Annotated in this window: 17 protein-coding genes; 4 read left to right on the top strand and 13 right to left on the bottom strand. The window is 66.9% G+C overall.

The genetic code is table 11. From position 1 onward, the window contains the following. Window positions 1-5: 5 nt before the first annotated feature. Both MKI84_RS09075 and dusB read right to left on the bottom strand, forming a co-directional pair. On the bottom strand, window positions 6-1,136 hold the full coding sequence (locus MKI84_RS09075) for a two-component system sensor histidine kinase NtrB (RefSeq protein WP_241618740.1): 1,131 nt from the start codon (window positions 1,134-1,136) through the stop codon (window positions 6-8). Then, complete coding sequence (gene dusB, locus MKI84_RS09080) at window positions 1,133-2,161, bottom strand: tRNA dihydrouridine synthase DusB (protein ID WP_241619208.1); 1,029 nt, start codon at window positions 2,159-2,161, stop codon at window positions 1,133-1,135. Before dusB ends, MKI84_RS09075 begins: the two co-directional genes overlap by 4 nt. Window positions 2,162-2,363: 202 nt before the next feature. Between dusB and MKI84_RS09085 the strand changes: the two genes are divergently transcribed. After that, a complete protein-coding gene (locus MKI84_RS09085) occupies window positions 2,364-3,536 on the top strand; it encodes a bifunctional 2-C-methyl-D-erythritol 4-phosphate cytidylyltransferase/2-C-methyl-D-erythritol 2,4-cyclodiphosphate synthase (protein WP_241618742.1) in 1,173 nt (390 codons plus the stop codon). Next, window positions 3,533-4,075, top strand: a complete 543-nt coding sequence (locus tag MKI84_RS09090) for a CinA family protein (protein WP_241618744.1) — start codon at window positions 3,533-3,535, stop codon at window positions 4,073-4,075. Before MKI84_RS09085 ends, MKI84_RS09090 begins: the two co-directional genes overlap by 4 nt. Here the strand turns inward: MKI84_RS09090 and MKI84_RS09095 are convergent. From MKI84_RS09095 to MKI84_RS09140, 10 genes are all read right to left on the bottom strand, one after another. Further along, complete coding sequence (locus tag MKI84_RS09095; RefSeq protein WP_241618746.1) at window positions 4,039-4,515, bottom strand: type II toxin-antitoxin system RatA family toxin; 477 nt, start codon at window positions 4,513-4,515, stop codon at window positions 4,039-4,041. The two genes, MKI84_RS09090 and MKI84_RS09095, sit on opposite strands and share 37 nt — an antisense overlap. A gap of 3 nt (window positions 4,516-4,518) precedes the next feature. After that, entirely contained in the window at window positions 4,519-5,508 is a 990-nt protein-coding gene (gene lipA, locus MKI84_RS09100; RefSeq protein WP_241618748.1) for a lipoyl synthase, read from the bottom strand. A 138-nt stretch (window positions 5,509-5,646) separates the two neighbouring features. Next, a complete protein-coding gene (locus MKI84_RS09105; protein ID WP_241618750.1) occupies window positions 5,647-5,925 on the bottom strand; it encodes a GlsB/YeaQ/YmgE family stress response membrane protein in 279 nt (92 codons plus the stop codon). Window positions 5,926-5,957: 32 nt separating this feature from the next. Continuing rightward, window positions 5,958-7,376, bottom strand: coding sequence for a dihydrolipoyl dehydrogenase (gene lpdA, locus MKI84_RS09110; RefSeq protein WP_241618752.1), 1,419 nt, complete (start codon window positions 7,374-7,376; stop codon window positions 5,958-5,960). Between the two features lie 101 nt (window positions 7,377-7,477). Beyond that, window positions 7,478-8,881 (bottom strand): pyruvate dehydrogenase complex dihydrolipoamide acetyltransferase, encoded by a 1,404-nt coding sequence (locus tag MKI84_RS09115; protein WP_241618754.1) that lies wholly within the window; start codon window positions 8,879-8,881, stop codon window positions 7,478-7,480. A 12-nt stretch (window positions 8,882-8,893) separates the two neighbouring features. Beyond that, the gene (locus MKI84_RS09120; RefSeq protein WP_241618757.1) at window positions 8,894-10,309 is read right to left on the bottom strand and encodes a pyruvate dehydrogenase complex E1 component subunit beta; all 1,416 of its coding nucleotides are present in this window, start codon (window positions 10,307-10,309) and stop codon (window positions 8,894-8,896) included. Window positions 10,310-10,346: 37 nt separating this feature from the next. Continuing rightward, window positions 10,347-10,661, bottom strand: coding sequence for a hypothetical protein (locus MKI84_RS09125; protein ID WP_241618759.1), 315 nt, complete (start codon window positions 10,659-10,661; stop codon window positions 10,347-10,349). 28 nt (window positions 10,662-10,689) lie between these two features. After that, window positions 10,690-11,763 (bottom strand): pyruvate dehydrogenase (acetyl-transferring) E1 component subunit alpha, encoded by a 1,074-nt coding sequence (gene pdhA / locus MKI84_RS09130; protein WP_241618761.1) that lies wholly within the window; start codon window positions 11,761-11,763, stop codon window positions 10,690-10,692. 245 nt (window positions 11,764-12,008) lie between these two features. Then, the gene (locus MKI84_RS09135) at window positions 12,009-12,341 is read right to left on the bottom strand and encodes an FtsB family cell division protein (protein WP_241618764.1); all 333 of its coding nucleotides are present in this window, start codon (window positions 12,339-12,341) and stop codon (window positions 12,009-12,011) included. Window positions 12,342-12,456: 115 nt separating this feature from the next. Continuing rightward, window positions 12,457-13,191 carry an SDR family NAD(P)-dependent oxidoreductase gene (locus MKI84_RS09140; protein ID WP_241618766.1) on the bottom strand — a complete coding sequence of 245 codons (735 nt, stop codon included), beginning with the start codon at window positions 13,189-13,191 and terminating at the stop codon, window positions 12,457-12,459. A gap of 85 nt (window positions 13,192-13,276) precedes the next feature. Here MKI84_RS09140 and MKI84_RS09145 point away from each other — a divergent pair, with 85 nt between their 5' ends. Then, a complete protein-coding gene (locus tag MKI84_RS09145) occupies window positions 13,277-13,693 on the top strand; it encodes a winged helix-turn-helix transcriptional regulator (protein ID WP_241618768.1) in 417 nt (138 codons plus the stop codon). Between the two features lie 92 nt (window positions 13,694-13,785). Here MKI84_RS09145 and eno read toward each other — a convergent pair whose 3' ends face one another. Then, window positions 13,786-15,069, bottom strand: coding sequence for a phosphopyruvate hydratase (gene eno, locus MKI84_RS09150; protein WP_241618770.1), 1,284 nt, complete (start codon window positions 15,067-15,069; stop codon window positions 13,786-13,788). Between the two features lie 122 nt (window positions 15,070-15,191). Between eno and queF the strand changes: the two genes are divergently transcribed. Then, window positions 15,192-15,644: a preQ(1) synthase gene (gene queF, locus MKI84_RS09155; RefSeq protein WP_241618772.1), complete on the top strand. Its 453-nt coding sequence runs from the start codon at window positions 15,192-15,194 to the stop codon at window positions 15,642-15,644. The last annotated feature ends 12 nt before the right edge of the window (window positions 15,645-15,656 follow it).

Below are 15,656 nucleotides of genomic sequence, written 5' to 3' on the forward strand. Positions count from 1 at the left end.
CGCTCTCAACTCTTTTCGGTAGCGCGGCCACCGCGATACATGGGCATGAGGACACGGAAGGTGGTGCGGCGCGGCTGGCTTTCGCACTCGATGATGCCGCCGTGGTCGCCAACGATCTTGGCGACCAGCGCAAGGCCAAGGCCGGTTCCGGTCGGCTTGGTGGTCACGAACGGGTCGAACAGATGGGGCATCAGGTCGTCGGGCACCCCCGGCCCATTGTCCCGCACGCAGAACTCCAGCGGCAGGCTCACCCGCGCCGGCCCGCCCGGCACCATCAGCCGGACGCCGGGGCGGAAGGCGGTGGTGAGCTGGATCTCGCCATCGGTGGAGTCGCCGATCGCCTCGGCGGCGTTCTTCACCAGATTGAGGAACACCTGAATCAGTTGATCGCGATTGGCCAGCACGGGCGGCAGCGAGGGATCGTATTCCTCGATGAAGCGGATGTGGCGGGCAAAGCCCGACGCCGCCAGCGTGCGCACATGCTCCAGCACGGCATGGATGTTCACCGGCTCGCGCTCGATCGGGCGCTCGTCGGAGAACACCTCCATGCGGTCGACCAGCTTGACGATGCGGTCGGCCTCATCGGTGATCAGCCGCGTCAGCGAGCGGTCGTCGTCGCTGGCGTTCAGCTCAAGAAGCTGGGCGGCGCCGCGAATGCCGGAGAGCGGGTTCTTGATCTCGTGCGCGAGCATGGAGGCCAGCGCGGTGACCGAGCGCGCCGCGCCGCGATGGGTGAGCTGGCGGTCCATCTTGTCGGCGATGGTGCGCTCCTGGAGCATGATCACCACATGGCCCTCCGCCTCGTTCAGCGGCGCGACATGGATGTCCACGATGCGCTCGCCGCCATTGCGCGGCGTGCCGAGATCGACGCGATATTCGTTCACCGCCGAGCCGCGGGTGCGCACCTGATCGACCAGCGACAGCAGCGGCGAGCCGAAGGGCACGAATTCCTGCAAACGGTGACGCACCAGAACGGCAAGGCTCGCCTCGAAGAACGCCTCGGCCGCGACATTGGCGCCGACCAGCTTGTCGTCGCCATCCACCGTGAAAACGGGGTGTGGGAGCGCGTTGACGATGGCTTCCGAGGTCGCGCCGCTCGGCAGGCCGGCAGGACGTTCGGGTTTGGCGGATTTCATGCCGCGGCACTCCAGGAGAAATCGTCAAAGGCGTCATGGATGCCGGAACGCACGGCGGCGGGATCGTCGAGGGTCAGCAGGCGCTTGCGCCAGAGCTTGGCGGCGTCTTCGGCGCGGCCGGCGCTCGCCGCCGCCGCTTCCAGCGCCCAGCCGACATGCTTGCGGGCCTGCCGGCGGCCGAGTTCCAGCCCGTAATGCGAGAGCCAGCCATCATAAAGCTCCAGCAGCACGTCGCGCTGCTCGTCGAGGCCGGGGTCGGACGGGGTGACGCCGGTGGCTAGGCGCGCGGCGACCTGGCCGGGGAACCACGGCCGGCCCTGCGCCCCGCGCCCGATCATCACGCCATCGGCGCCGGAGGCCGCGAGCATGGCGGGTGCATCCTCGGCCGCGACCAGATCGCCATTGGCAAGCACGGGAATGGAAACCGCCTGCTTGATCGCGCGGATAGCCGTCCAGTCGGCACGGCCGGTATAGAACTGGCAGCGGGTGCGGCCATGGATGGTGATCAGCGCGATGCCGATCGATTCGGCGCGGCGGGCGAGCTCGGGGGCGACCAGCGCCGCCTCGTCCCAGCCGAGCCGGGTCTTCAGCGTCACCGGCACACTCACCGCGCCGACCACCGATTCGATGATGGCGGTGGCGAGATCGAGGTCGCGCAGCAGGGCGGAGCCGGCGAGGCCCGTGGTCACGCGCTTGGCGGGGCAGCCCATGTTGATGTCGATGAGGCCAGCGCCGGCGGCCTCCGCCATGGCGGCGGCGCGGCCCATCGAGGCAGGCTCGTTGCCGGCAAGCTGGACGGCGTGAAGCGAGACGCCCTCGCCTTCCGCGCGCAGAACGGTCTCGACATGGCCGGCGGCCAGCGCCTCGGATGCGACCATTTCCGACACGACGAGACCGGCGCCATAACGCAGCGCCATGCGTCGGAACGGTGCATCGGTAATGCCCGCCATCGGCGCAAGCGCGACGCGATTGGGCACCGAGAGCGTCCCGATCTTCAGACTGACGTTCGCAGCAGCAATAGGGATCAAGCCGTGATCACTCGATGCACATTTAATGAGCCGGAATGGCCGTGCCTATACAATAGCCACCCCGCGCCCGTCATCAAGCCTTCTGAATGCGATATGTCAAAACTTTTGCATTTATGCTCCGGTTTTGCGCTAAACCGATCGGGGGAGCAAGGCTTCCCTGCTGAAGCGGCAGTCAAAGGGTACGGGGTACGCCTTTCCGATGCGGACGGACGTGATCGTGGTCGCGGCAGGTAGCGGCCAAAGGGCGGGCGAGGGTCTGCCCAAGCAGTTTCGCGACCTCGGCGGACACAGCGTGCTGCGCCGGACGCTGACCCGCTTCATCGGCCAGCCCGGCATCCGCCATGTCCAGATCGTGGTCCATCCTGATCACGCCGCGCTCTATGAGCAGGCAGTGGCGGGGCTGCCGGGGATACGCCCGCCGGTGGCTGGCGGCGCCACGCGGCAGGCTTCGGTGCGCGCCGGGCTTGAGGCACTGGCCGCCGATCCGCCCGAGCTGGTGCTGATCCACGATGCCGCCCGTCCCTTCGTCCAACCGCGCCTGATCGCCGATGGCATCGCCGCCGCCGCCCGCTACGGTGCCGCGGTTCCGGGGCTGGTGCTGGTCGACACCATCAAGTCGGTCGCCGAGCACGGCTATGTGGGAACCGGGCCGGACCGCACGGGGCTGCGCAGCGTGCAGACGCCGCAGGGCTTCCGCTACGACCTCATCCTTGCCGCCCACCGCGCGCTGGCCGCCAAGGGCGACCTGACCGACGACGCCGCCGTCGCCGAGGCCGCCGGGCACCGGGTCGCGCTGTTTCCGGGCGATCCCGCCAACACCAAGCTCACCCTGCCCGAGGATTTCGTGACCGCCGAGAACAAGCTGCTCGCCGAACTTGCCGATGTGCGCACCGCCACCGGCTTCGATGTCCACGCCTTCGCGCCGGGCGACCATGTGATGCTGGGCGGCGTCGCCATTCCCCATGAATTCGGCCTCACCGGCCATTCCGACGCCGATGTGGTGCTTCACGCCCTGACCGACGCGCTGCTCGGCACCATCGGCGACGGCGATATCGGCCATCATTTCCCGCCCTCCGATCCGCAATGGAAGGGCGCGTCCTCCGACCGCTTCCTCGCCCATGCGGTGGAGCGGGTGCGCGCGCAAGGCGGGCGCATCGCCCATCTCGACGCCACCATCATCTGTGAGGCGCCCAAGGTCGGGCCGCACCGCGAGGCGATGCGCGAGGCAATCGCACGGATTGCCGGCGTGTCGGTCTCCCGCGTCGGCGTAAAGGCCACGACCAGCGAGAAGCTCGGCTTCGCGGGGCGGCGCGAGGGTATTGCCTGTATGGCCGCCGCCACGGTGCGCCTGCCCTGGAGGGACGACGAATGAGCGGGAGCGCCACCCGGCAGGACGCGATCACCCTGGAGGCGGTGCGCGTGCTCGATCTGTGCCGCGCCGCCGGGCTCACGGTCTCGACCGCCGAATCCTGCACCGGCGGGCTGGTGAGCGGGGCGCTGACCGAAATCGCCGGCTCGTCCGACGTGGTGGACCGCGCCTTCGTCACCTATTCCAACACCGCCAAACGGCAGGTGCTCGGCGTGTCCGCCGCGACGCTCGACGTTCATGGCGCGGTGAGCGAGGAGACGGCGCGGGAGATGGTGGCGGGGCTGCTCAAGGCCAGCGGCACGTCGCTCGGCGTCGCGGTCACCGGCATTGCCGGGCCCGGTGGCGGCTCGGCGGAAAAGCCCGTTGGTCTCGTGCATTTCGCTGCCGCGCGGGCCGGCGGACGCACCCTCGTGCGCCGCGAGGTGTTCGCGGGCGAGGATCGCGCCGGCGTGCGCCAGCTCTCGGTGCTGACCGCGCTCGCCATGCTGGCGGAGCTGGCGGGCGATCAGGCGCGGGGAAGCGCGGCGCCGTCGACGCCGTAAACCTCGTCCGCCCGCTTCTCGAACGCCTCGGCGAAGCGGCGGAAGGCGGCGTCGAACATCGCGCCCATCAGCAGGCCAAGCGTGCGCGAGCGAAAATCGTAATCGATGAAGAATTCGACCTCGCAGCTCGCTTCGCCGGTGGGCTTGAAGTTCCAGCGATTCTCCAGACGGCTGAACGGGCCGTCCAGATATTCGACGAGGATGGTGAGGCGCGGCCGGTCCAGCGTGACGCGGCTGGTGAAGCTCTCGCGGAACACCTTATAGGCGACGGTCATATCGGCGACGAGGATGTCAATCCCCTCCCCGCTCGCCACACGCCGGCGCACGCGCAGGCTCTCGCACAGCGGCACGAATTGAGGGTAGCGCTCGACATCGGCCACAAGGTCGAACATGTCGGCCGCCGAGTGCCGGACCTGCCGCTTGCTGCGGAACGAGGGCATGGCTCAGACGGGGGCCAGCGCGGGCGAGACGCCGCCGCCCAGCTTCGCCTCGCGCGCGGCGCGCAGCCGGGCGAAATCCTCGCCGGCATGGTGCGAGGAGCGCGTCAGCGGGCTCGACGACACCATGAGGAAGCCCTTGGTATAGGCGATGGTCTCGTAGGACTTGAACTCGTCCGGCGTCACGAATCCCATCACCGGGTGGTGCTTGCGGGTCGGCTGGAGATACTGGCCGATGGTCATGAAGTCGATGTCGGCAGAGCGCAGGTCGTCCATGAGCTGGAGCACCTCGTTTCGCACCTCGCCAAGGCCGACCATGATGCCGGACTTGGTGAAGATGGACGGGTCGAGCTCCTTCACCCGCTGCAGGAGGCGCAGCGAATGGAAATAGCGCGCGCCGGGGCGGACCTTGAGGTAGAGCGAGGGCACGCATTCCAGATTGTGGTTGAACACGTCGGGCCGCGCCGCGACCACCACCTCCAGCGCGCCGTCCTTGCGCAGGAAATCCGGGGTGAGGATTTCGATTGTGGTCTTCGGGCTGACCGCGCGAATGGCGCGGATGGTGCGGGCGAAATGCTCGGCGCCGCCATCGTCGAGGTCGTCGCGGTCGACCGACGTCACCACCACATGCTCCAGCCCCAGCCGGGCGACGGCATCGGCCACCTTCTGCGGCTCGTCCTGGTCGAGCGCGCCGGGCATGCCGGTGCGGACATTGCAGAAGGCGCAGGCGCGGGTGCAGGTGTCACCCATGATCATGAAGGTAGCGTGCTTCTTCTGCCAGCACTCGCCGATATTCGGGCAGCTCGCCTCCTCGCACACGGTGACGAGGCCATTGGCGCGCACGATGTTCGCCGTCTCCTGCCAGCCCGGCGTGCCGGGCGCGCGCACGCGGATCCAGTCCGGCTTCTTGAGCACCGGCGTCTCGGCGCGCTTCACCTTTTCCGGGTGACGCGGCTTCTCAAGCTGGCGGTTCAGGGTGTTGACGACGGTGACCATTGACTGCCCGATGCCCGTTCGCGATGTGGCTTCACACTTAATCGTTGCGTGACGCTCGGAAAACCCCGTCTTGCGGGCAGGTGCCACGAAGCCGACGCAACGCTCGGCCGCGCGCCGGCCGGCCCGGGAAACAGAACATTACCGCGCGCGCAGCTTGCGCCACAGGAACAGCACGATGATCGCGCCGACGACGGCGGCGATCAGGGTGCGGAAGAAGCCGAACACCGGGATTTCGGCGAATTCGGCCAGCTTGGCCCCGACGAAGGCGCCGATCAGGCCGAACAGCAGATTGGCGAACAGCCCGTGATCGCTGTCCGTGACCCGCTCGGCGATCCAGCCCGCGAGCAGGCCGATGATGATCATGGTGAACCAGCCGACACCCGGCTGGTTCAACGCCGAATAGACTTCACCGTCCATGATTCAGGTCCCCTGCCCGCGAACGGGCTGCCTCACATGTGGATCGCGCGCCCATAGGCGGCAAGCACGCTCTCATGCATCGTCTCAGAAACCGTCGGATGCGGGAAGACGGCGTTGATCAGCTCTTCTTCCGTGGTCTCGAGGTTCATCGCCAGCACGAAGCCCTGGATCATCTCCGTCACTTCCGCGCCGACGAGATGGGCGCCCAGAAGCTGCCCGGTCTTGGCGTCGAAGATGGTCTTGACCAGACCTTCCGATTCACCCAGCGCCACGGCCTTGCCATTGCCGATGAAGGGGAAGCGGCCGACCTTGATCTCGTAGCCGGCTTCCTTGGCCTTCTTCTCGGTGAGGCCGACGGAGGCGACCTGCGGCATGCAATAGGTGCAGCCGGGGATCATCAGCTTGTCCATCGGGTGGGCATGCTTGCCCGCGATGCCCTCCACGCAGATCACGCCCTCATGCTCGGCCTTGTGGGCCAGCATGGGCGGGCCGGCGACGTCGCCGATGGCAAAGATGCCGGGCACATTGGTGCGGCACAGGCCGTCGATCACCACACAGCCGCGTTCGGTCTTCACGCCGAGCTTCTCAAGGCCGAGATTCTCGATGTTGCCGACCACGCCGACCGCCGAAATCAGCCGGTCCGCGGTGAGGGTCTGGACCTTGCCGTCGGCGGTCTCGACGGTGGCTGTCACATTGTCCGCGCCCTTGACCACCTTCGACACCTTCGCGCCGGTGAGAATCTTGATGCCCTGCTTCTCGAAGCGCTTCTTCGCGTGCTCGGCGATCTCCTCGTCCTCGACGGGCAGAATCTGCGGCAGCAGCTCGACGATGGTCACATCCGATCCCATCGCCTTGTAGAAGCTCGCGAATTCGACGCCGATGGCGCCCGAGCCCATGATCAGCAGCGACTTCGGCACCGCCGCCGGCGCCAGCGCCTCGAAATAGGTCCACACCAGCTTCTTGTCGGGCTCGATGCCCGGCAGCGCGCGCGGGCGGGCGCCGGTGGCGATGATGATGTTCTTGGCGGTGTACTCGCCGGCACCCTGCGCGCCCTTCGGCGCGCCGTCGGTTGCGGTGACGGAGACCTTGCCCGGCGCCGTGATGGTCGCCTGGCCCCAGATCATCTCCACCTTGTTCTTCTTGAGCAGGAAGCCGACGCCGTTGCTCATCTGGGCCGCGATGCCGCGCGAGCGCTTCACCACGCCGGCAATGTCGACGCCGAACTTCTCGGCGACGAGGCCGTAATCCTTGGCGTGCTCGATATAGTGGTAGATCTCCGCCGAGCGCAGCAGCGCCTTGGCCGGAATACAGCCCCAGTTCGGGCAGATGCCGCCGACATATTGCCGCTCGACCACGCCGACCTTGAGGCCGAGCTGAGCGGCGCGGATGGCGGCGACATAGCCGCCGGGGCCGGAGCCGATGATGAGGATGTCGTAGGAGGTTGCGGCCATCTAAAATGTTCCGTCATGCCGGGCTCAAACCGGGACCCGGCCCGGCGCGCCTTCCGAAAGACGAGGATGGCCGGGGCGCTGCCCCGGCCATGGCGACTGGATCAGACCAGCATGCTCATCGGCTTTTCGATGATCTTCTTGAAGGCATCGAGAAGCATGGCGCCCATGGCGCCGTCCATCACCCGGTGGTCGCAGGAGATCGTCACCGTCATCACGGTGGCCACCGCCAGTTCGCCCTTCTTCACCACCGCCCGCTGCTCGCTGGCGCCGACCGCGAGGATGGTGGCGTGCGGCGGGTTGATGATGGCGGTGAAGTGCTTCATCCCGAACATGCCGAGATTGGAGATCGCCGAGGAGCCGCCCTGGTACTCGTTGGGCGCCAGCTTCTTGTTGCGGGCGCGGGTGGCGAGTTCGCGGGTCTCGTTGGAGATCGCGGAGAGCGTCTTGGTCTCGGCCTTGCGGATGATCGGGGTCAGCAGGCCCTTGCCGCCGTCGATCGCGACCGCGACGCCGATGTCGGAATGCTTCAGCTTGAGGTAGCGGTCGCCGCCCCACACCATGTTGGCATCCGGCACCTGCTGGAAGGCGAGCGCGTAGGCCTTGATGACGAAGTCGTTCACCGAGAGCTTGTAGGCCGGCTTGCCGTCCTTCTCGGGGGCGGACTTGTTGAGCGTCTCGCGCAGCTTGAGCAGCTCATCCATGTCGCAGTCGACGGTGAGGTAGAAGGTCGGCACCGTCTGCCTTGCCTCGGTCATGCGCTGGGCGATGACGCGGCGCATGCCGTCGAGCGGGATTTCCTCATAGGTGCCCGGCTCGTAATAGGCCTTGGCCTGTTCGAGCACCGCGCTCGCCGAGGGAGCCGCCGGAGCCGGAGCGGAGGCGGGGGCGGCGGCAGCCGCTGCCGGAGCAGCGGCGGGCTTGGCAGCGCCGGGGGTCGCGGAGGCGACGTCGGCGGCGACCACACGGCCATGCGGGCCGGAGCCCTTCACCGATGAGAGATCGACGCCCTTCTCCTTGGCGAGGCGACGCGCCAAAGGGGACGCGAAGACGCGGGAGCCGGAGGCGGCCGGAGCGGGTGCAGAGGCCGGAGCCGGAGCGGCGGCGGGGGCCGGCTCGGCCGGCTTCGGCGCTTCAGCCTTGGGGGCCTCGGCCGCCTTGGGGGCTTCAGCAGGCTTGGGGGCATCAGCCTTGGGGGCATCAGCCTTGGGGGCTTCCGCCTTCGGGGCGGAACCGGCACCGGCCGCAGCCGCGCCGACATCCTCGCCGTCGGCCGCAAGCACGGCGATGAGCTGGTTCACCGGCACGTCCTGGGAGCCTTCCGGCACCACGATCCTGGCGAGCGTGCCCTCGTCGATGGCCTCGACTTCCATCGTGGCCTTGTCGGTCTCGATTTCAGCGATGACGTCGCCGGGGGCGACCTTGTCGCCCTCTTTCTTGAGCCATTTGGCGAGGTTGCCCTTCTCCATGGTCGGAGACAGGGCCGGCATGAGAATCTCGATGGGCATGACGCTCTCCGATCAGCGATAGGTGACCGCCCGCGCGGCGTCGATGACATCCTGCACGGAGGGAAGCGCGAGCTTTTCGAGATTGGCGGCGTAGGGCATCGGCACATCCTTGCCAAAGACCCGCAGCACCGGCGCATCGAGATAGTCGAAGGCCCGCTCCATCACCCGCGCGGCGATTTCCGCGCCGACGCCGGACTGGCCCCAGCCCTCTTCCACCGTCACGAGGCGCCCGGTCTTCTGCACCGAGGCGAGGATGGTGTCGGTGTCCATCGGGCGGATGGTGCGCAGGTCGATTACCTCGGCATCAATGCCGAGCTTGGCCAGCTCTTCCGCCGCCTTGAGCGCGTAATTCATCCCGATGGACCAGGCCACCAGCGTAACGTCCTTGCCGGCGCGCGCGATGCGGGCCTTGCCGAGCGGGACGATGAAATCGTCGAGCTTGGGCACCGGAGAGGAGTGACCGTAGAGAATCTCGTTCTCAAGGAAGATCACCGGGTTGGGATCGCGGATCGCCGCCTTGAGCAGGCCCTTGGCGTCGGCCGCCGTATAGGGCGCGACGACCTTGAGGCCGGGAATGTGCGAGTACCAGGAGGTGTAGTCCTGGCTGTGCTGGGCCGCCACGCGCGCCGCCGCGCCGTTCGGGCCGCGGAACACGATCGAGGACTGCACCTGGCCGCCGGACATATAGAGCGTCTTGGCCGCCGAGTTGATGATCTGGTCGATCGCCTGCATGGCGAAGTTGAAGGTCATGAACTCGATGATAGGCTTCAGGCCCGCCATGGCCGCGCCGACGCCGACGCCGGCGAAGCCGTGCTCGGTGATCGGGGTGTCGATCACGCGCTTGGGGCCGAACTCCTGCAGCAGGCCCTGCGTGATCTTGTAGGCGCCCTGATACTCGGCGACTTCCTCGCCCATGACGAAGACGTCGCCGTCGCGGCGCATCTCCTCGGCCATGGCGTCACGCAGCGCCTCGCGCATGGTCTGGGTGACGAACTCGGTGCCTTCCGGCACTTCCGGCTCGGGGATTGCCGCCGGCTGGGGCGGGGTCGCGACCGCCGAATTCACGATAGCCGGGGCGGCGGGAGCGGACGCCGCGACCGGCGAGGGCTCCAGCGGCGCGGCCTCGACCGGCGGGGCAGACTGGGCCGCCTGGGGGCTCGGCGCGCTTGCCGCGCTGGCGTCCTCGCCATCGGCAAGGATCACGGCGATCGGGGTGTTCACCGCGACGTCCTGCGTGCCTTCCGGCACCAGGATCTTGCCGAGCGTGCCCTCGTCGATCGCCTCGACTTCCATCGTGGCCTTGTCGGTTTCGATCTCGGCGATCACATCGCCGGACTTCACCGTATCGCCTTCTTTTTTCAGCCACTTGGCCAGATTGCCCTTCTCCATGGTGGGAGACAGGGCCGGCATGAGAATTTCGGTCGGCATGGCGGCGTTCCCCAAAAGGTCGCGTCGAGATCGCGCGTCACTGATGCGTCTGTGCCGGAAGCACCAACGTCAGATTGCTGTAGACAGCCATCGAGGCGATGGCGACGAGGATGGCGGCGAAGAGCGCGACCAGCATCTTGTTGAGGCTGGTCGCCTTGTCGGAGGGCGCCCCGGGGACGTGGCGCATGGCAAACGGCCACGCCACGGCCATGATGAGGCTGACGGCGGAAGAGCCGCCGCCGGCGCGGGTCACCGAGGCGATGCCATAGGCCAGCCGGATCGACAGGACCCAGATGACCGCCGCGGCCGAGACCGAGGCGACCAGGAGAACCCAGAACAGGTTGGCAAGCATCAATGCGACCCCGGTGCCGGCGCGGCGATCAGCGAAGCACGTCGGTGTAGAGCTCCGACGCGTCGGGCTCCGGATCGTTGGTGGCGAAATCGGCCGCCGCGTTCATGGTGTCGCGGATGCCGGCATCGACCGCCTTGAGGTCATCCTCGCTGGCCCACTTCTTCTCCAGAAGGCGGGCACGCACCTGCTCGATCGGATCGTGTTCGGTGCGCATCTTCTGCACCTCTTCCTTCGAGCGGTACTTGGCCGGGTCGGACATCGAGTGGCCGCGATAGCGGTAGGTCAGCATCTCAAGGATGTAGGGGCCCTTGCCGGAGCGGGCGAAGGCGACTGCGCGCTCGCCGGCGGCCTTGACCGCGCGCACATCCATGCCGTCGACCTGCTCGCCGGGAATGTTGAACGAGGCGCCGCGGCGGGAGAAGTCGGTCTGGGCGGAGGCGCGGTTCACCGCGGTGCCCATCGCGTATTTGTTGTTCTCGATGATGTAGACCACCGGCAGCTTCCAGAGCTCCGCCATGTTGAAGCTCTCATAGACCTGGCCCTGATTGGCGGCGCCATCGCCGAAATAGGCCAGGGTGACATTGCCGTTGTCGCGGTAGTGATTGGCGAAGGCGAGGCCGGTGCCGAGCGAGACCTGCGCGCCGACGATGCCGTGACCGCCGAAGAAGCCCTTCTCGATGCTGAACATGTGCATCGAGCCGCCCTTGCCCTTGGAATAACCGCCGCGACGGCCGGTAAGCTCGGCCATGACGCCCTTGGGATCCATGCCGGTGGCCAGCATGTGGCCGTGGTCGCGATAGCCGGTGATGACCTGATCGCCCTGCTTGAGCGCGAGCTGCATGCCGACGACGACGGCTTCCTGGCCGATATAGAGATGGCAGAAGCCGCCGATCAGGCCCATGCCGTAAAGCTGGCCGGCCTTTTCCTCGAAGCGGCGAATCTCGAGCATCATCTTGTAGGCTTCGAGATCCTGCTCCTTGGTGAAGTCGAGGACGGAAGCGGCCTTTTCGCTCCGCCGAGCCGAGGCCCTCGTCGTCGCAGCCTTGGCCGCGGTCTTAGGTGCAGTCTTGCCAGCAACCGTCTTCTTCGCGGCAACAACCATGGCGCATCCCCAGCTCGTTACGAATTGGGTGAGCTTAATATCGCAACTTCCGGCAATGCGCTACGCCCGAAACGCAATGCTGCGCCGCACAACATGTTGTAGACGCAATGGTTTCGGCATTTCAACTGAATTTGAGTTAATAAATAAAATTAGCTCAAATCAAGTTAAGTTCATGCGATTCCTGAGTTTCCTCTCCGCAAGGTCATTTGCGTATAAAAAATACCATAAAACCACTCACGCAGCTTTCATGGCGCCGGCGGCGCCGCAACCGGACGCAGCAGCACGAGGTCCTTCGGATGCACGAGATTGAGAAGCGAGCGCGCCTCCTCGTCGAGAAGGTCGGCATCGATCCGGTCGGGCGACAGCAGCCGGACGCGGGATTCGATCGCCTCGCGACGGGAGCGCAGCGCGTCGCGCTCCTGCGTCAGTTCGGTGATCTGCTGCTCGAAGCCCCGGCGGGCGAGCAGGCCATACTGGCCGTTATAGCCCTGAAAGGCGAAATAGCCGATCAGGGCCGCAGCTCCCAAATGGAGCGTGATGGTCTGGAATATGGAGCGCCAGCGCGTGCGAATAATCATGAGGCCAGAGCCTAGCGCGCGGCGGTTGAGAGGGCGTTAACGATGATTGCGAAAGCCTCGCACCCCCTCCCTTGGCAGGAGATGTGAGGCGGCGCGACACCGCCTCACACGCGCCTCAGACCTGAGCGAGGCCGCCGTCGACGAACACCTCGCCGCCGGTCATGAAGCTGCTGTCCGGCGAGGCGAGGAACGCCGCCACCGCGCCGGTCTCCGACGCCTCGCCGACACGGCCCAACACCGTGCTGGCGCCAACGGCCGCTATTCCCTCCTCGCCGACCACCTCAACCGCGAGTTCAGTGCGGATCGGGCCGGGTGACATCACGTTGACGCGGATGCCGGAAGCTTTGAGATCCAGCGCCCAGCTGCGCGCCAGGTTTCGCACGGCCGCCTTGGTCGCGCTGTAGATGCTGAACGCCGGCGTGCCCATGACGCTGGTACTGGACCCGGTGAGGATGATCGATCCGCCCGCCGACATGAGCGGCAGCGCCTTCTGCACCGTAAAGATTAGGCCTTTGACGTTGACGTCGAAGGCCTGGTCGTAATGCTCGGGCGTGATCTCGCCGAGCGCGGCGAACGCCCCGGTGCCGGCATTGGCGAGCACGATGTCGAGCGTGCCGCGTTCGGCCTTCACCGTCTCGTAGAGCCGGTCGAGGTCGCCAAGCTCCGTGACCGAGCCCTGCACCGCCCGCGCCGAGGGGCCGAGCTTCGCCACGGCCTCGTCCAGCACCTCCCGCCGCCGCCCGAAGAGATAGACGAACGCGCCCTCTTCGATGAAGCGCTTCGCGGCGCCGAAACCGATGCCGCTTGCGCCGCCCGTGACTACCGCCGTCTTGCCTGCCAGCCTGCTCATGATGTGCTCCTTGGTTTAAGGTTGCACTGAGCTGGCAAGCTACCCACCTATGGACAAGTATGCACCTTTTGGTAAGTGTCGAAAAATGTCATCCGATCGCTCGACGCCTGTCCCGGCTCCGCCTCAGAACTGCACGCCGACGCTGCCCGGCTTCACGTGCGGGCTCGACGCCACCTTGCGGGTCATTTCGGGAAAATGGAAACCGCTGATCCTGTACTTCCTCGCCCAGGGCGGCCCCACCCGTTATGGCGAACTGCGCCGCGCGGTGCGCGATGTCAGCGACAAGATGCTGATCCAGCAGTTGAAGGAGCTGGAGGGCGACGCCCTGGTGAAGCGCACCGACTACAAGGAGGTGCCGCCGCGCGTGGACTACAGCCTCACGCCGCTGGGCCGGAGTCTGGCCGAGGCGCTGGTGCCGCTGTGCAACTGGGGCACGGAAAACCTTGCCGAAGTCACACGGGTCTTTGCCGAGCGCGAGAGCCTGAGGGCCACCCGGCGCTGAGTGCCCGCCAAAAGAAAATCCCCGGGACCGGCCCGGGGATTCGCGTAAGCATCCAACATCGCGCTGGCGGATGGCCCGCGCGCCTTTCAAGCTCAGGCCAGCGCCTTCAGCGCGGAGCGGCCGGCGTAGATCGCCTGGGGGCCGAGTTCCTGCTCGATGCGCAGGAGCTGGTTGTACTTGGCGGTGCGGTCGGAGCGGGCCAGCGAGCCGGTCTTGATCTGCCCGCAATTGGTGGCGACCGCGAGGTCGGCAATGGTCGAATCTTCGGTCTCGCCCGAGCGATGCGACATCACGGCGGTGTAGCCGGCCTTGTGGGCCATCTCGACCGCGTTCAGCGTCTCGGTGAGCGAGCCGATCTGGTTGACCTTGACCAGGATCGAATTGGCCACGCCCTGCTTGATGCCGGCTTCCAGCCGCGTGACGTTGGTGACGAACAGGTCGTCGCCGACGAGCTGGCACTTGGAGCCGATGGTGTCGGTGAGCAGCTTCCAGCCCTCCCAATCATCCTCGCCCATGCCGTCCTCGACGGTGACGATCGGGTAGCGCGCCACGAGGTCGGCCAGGTACTTCACCTGGGCCTCGATATCGCGCACGACACCTTCGCCCTCATAGTCGTACTTGCCGTTCTTGAAGAACTCGGTCGAGGCGCAGTCGAGGCCGATATAGACGTCCTCGCCGGGCTTGTAGCCGGCGGTCTCGATCGCCTTCACCACGAAGGCCAGCGCGGCGTCCGCCGACGGCAGGTTCGGGGCGAAGCCGCCCTCGTCGCCGACATTGGTGTTGTGGCCGGCATCCTTCAGCGCCTTCTTCAGCGTGTGGAAGATTTCCGCGCCGGTGCGCAGCCCTTCCGCGAAGGTCGGGGCGCCGACCGGCATGATCATGAATTCCTGGAAGTCGATCGGGTTGTCGGCATGGGCGCCGCCATTGATGATGTTCATCATCGGCACGGGCAGCACGCGCGCATTCACGCCGCCGACATAGCGATAGAGCGGCAGGTCGCGCGCGGCCGCGGCGGCCTTGGCGAGCGCCAGCGAGACGCCGAGAATGGCGTTGGCGCCGAGGCGCGCCTTGTTCGGCGTACCGTCCAGTTCGATCAGGATCTGGTCGATGGCGGGCTGATCCTCGGCATCCATGCCGCCGATCGCATCGAAGATTTCGCCGTTCACGGCATCGACCGCCTTCTCGACACCCTTGCCGAGATAGCGCCCCTTGTCGCCGTCGCGCAGTTCGACCGCCTCATGGGCGCCGGTGGACGCACCCGACGGCACGGCGGCGCGGCCGCGCGAGCCGTCTTCGAGCACGACATCGACCTCGACGGTCGGGTTGCCGCGGCTGTCCAGGATTTCGCGGCCAATGATATCGACGATAGCGGTCATGCGTTTCCCCAAATTTCCCGATCGCGGGAGCATCACGTTCCCAGCGCTTCTACTCGACCGCTGTGACATGCGAAAGAGGTGCCACTGATAACGGCGCGCCGTGCCGCGCGAGGAGTGCCCTGATGACAGACGAGACGCTGCAGCTTGGCCGCGCCACCCAATGGCCGGCCTCCCCTGAACAAGCGGTGCTCGACCGCGTGCCGAACCCGCAGGCCGATACGCTCTACGTGGCGCGGTTCACCTGCCCGGAATTCACCTCGCTGTGCCCGGTGACCGGCCAGCCGGACTTCGCCCATCTGGTCATCGACTATGTGCCGAAAGACTGGCTGGTGGAATCGAAGTCGCTGAAGCTCTATCTGGCGAGCTTTCGCAATCACGGCGCGTTCCACGAGGACTGCACGGTCGCCGTGGGTCGCCGCCTGCACGACCTGCTGGCCCCGCACTGGTTGCGCATCGGCGGTTACTGGTATCCGCGCGGCGGCATTCCGATCGACGTGTTCTGGCAGAGCGGTGCCCCGCCGGCCGACATCTGGCTGCCGGACCAGGGCGTTCCGCCCTATCGCGGGCGGGGATGAGGGGCTTCCCCC

This window comes from Ancylobacter gelatini (assembly GCF_022601675.1).
Classification (GTDB): Bacteria; Pseudomonadota; Alphaproteobacteria; order Rhizobiales; family Xanthobacteraceae; genus Ancylobacter; species Ancylobacter gelatini.

Coding starts and splice junctions, on each gene's coding strand:
- lpdA (WP_241618752.1), bottom strand. CDS start 7,376: ATGGCCGCAACCTCCTACGACATCCTCATCATCGGCTCCGGCCCCGGC.
- pdhA (WP_241618761.1), bottom strand. CDS start 11,763: ATGGTTGTTGCCGCGAAGAAGACGGTTGCTGGCAAGACTGCACCTAAG.
- MKI84_RS09120 (WP_241618757.1), bottom strand. CDS start 10,309: ATGCCGACCGAAATTCTCATGCCGGCCCTGTCTCCCACCATGGAGAAG.
- MKI84_RS09085 (WP_241618742.1), top strand. CDS start 2,364: ATGCGGACGGACGTGATCGTGGTCGCGGCAGGTAGCGGCCAAAGGGCG.
- queF (WP_241618772.1), top strand. CDS start 15,192: ATGACAGACGAGACGCTGCAGCTTGGCCGCGCCACCCAATGGCCGGCC.
- MKI84_RS09145 (WP_241618768.1), top strand. CDS start 13,277: ATGTCATCCGATCGCTCGACGCCTGTCCCGGCTCCGCCTCAGAACTGC.
- MKI84_RS09135 (WP_241618764.1), bottom strand. CDS start 12,341: ATGATTATTCGCACGCGCTGGCGCTCCATATTCCAGACCATCACGCTC.
- MKI84_RS09095 (WP_241618746.1), bottom strand. CDS start 4,515: ATGCCCTCGTTCCGCAGCAAGCGGCAGGTCCGGCACTCGGCGGCCGAC.
- MKI84_RS09140 (WP_241618766.1), bottom strand. CDS start 13,191: ATGAGCAGGCTGGCAGGCAAGACGGCGGTAGTCACGGGCGGCGCAAGC.
- MKI84_RS09115 (WP_241618754.1), bottom strand. CDS start 8,881: ATGCCCATCGAGATTCTCATGCCGGCCCTGTCTCCGACCATGGAGAAG.
- lipA (WP_241618748.1), bottom strand. CDS start 5,508: ATGGTCACCGTCGTCAACACCCTGAACCGCCAGCTTGAGAAGCCGCGT.
- MKI84_RS09125 (WP_241618759.1), bottom strand. CDS start 10,661: ATGCTTGCCAACCTGTTCTGGGTTCTCCTGGTCGCCTCGGTCTCGGCC.
- MKI84_RS09105 (WP_241618750.1), bottom strand. CDS start 5,925: ATGGACGGTGAAGTCTATTCGGCGTTGAACCAGCCGGGTGTCGGCTGG.
- MKI84_RS09075 (WP_241618740.1), bottom strand. CDS start 1,136: ATGAAATCCGCCAAACCCGAACGTCCTGCCGGCCTGCCGAGCGGCGCG.
- eno (WP_241618770.1), bottom strand. CDS start 15,069: ATGACCGCTATCGTCGATATCATTGGCCGCGAAATCCTGGACAGCCGC.
- MKI84_RS09090 (WP_241618744.1), top strand. CDS start 3,533: ATGAGCGGGAGCGCCACCCGGCAGGACGCGATCACCCTGGAGGCGGTG.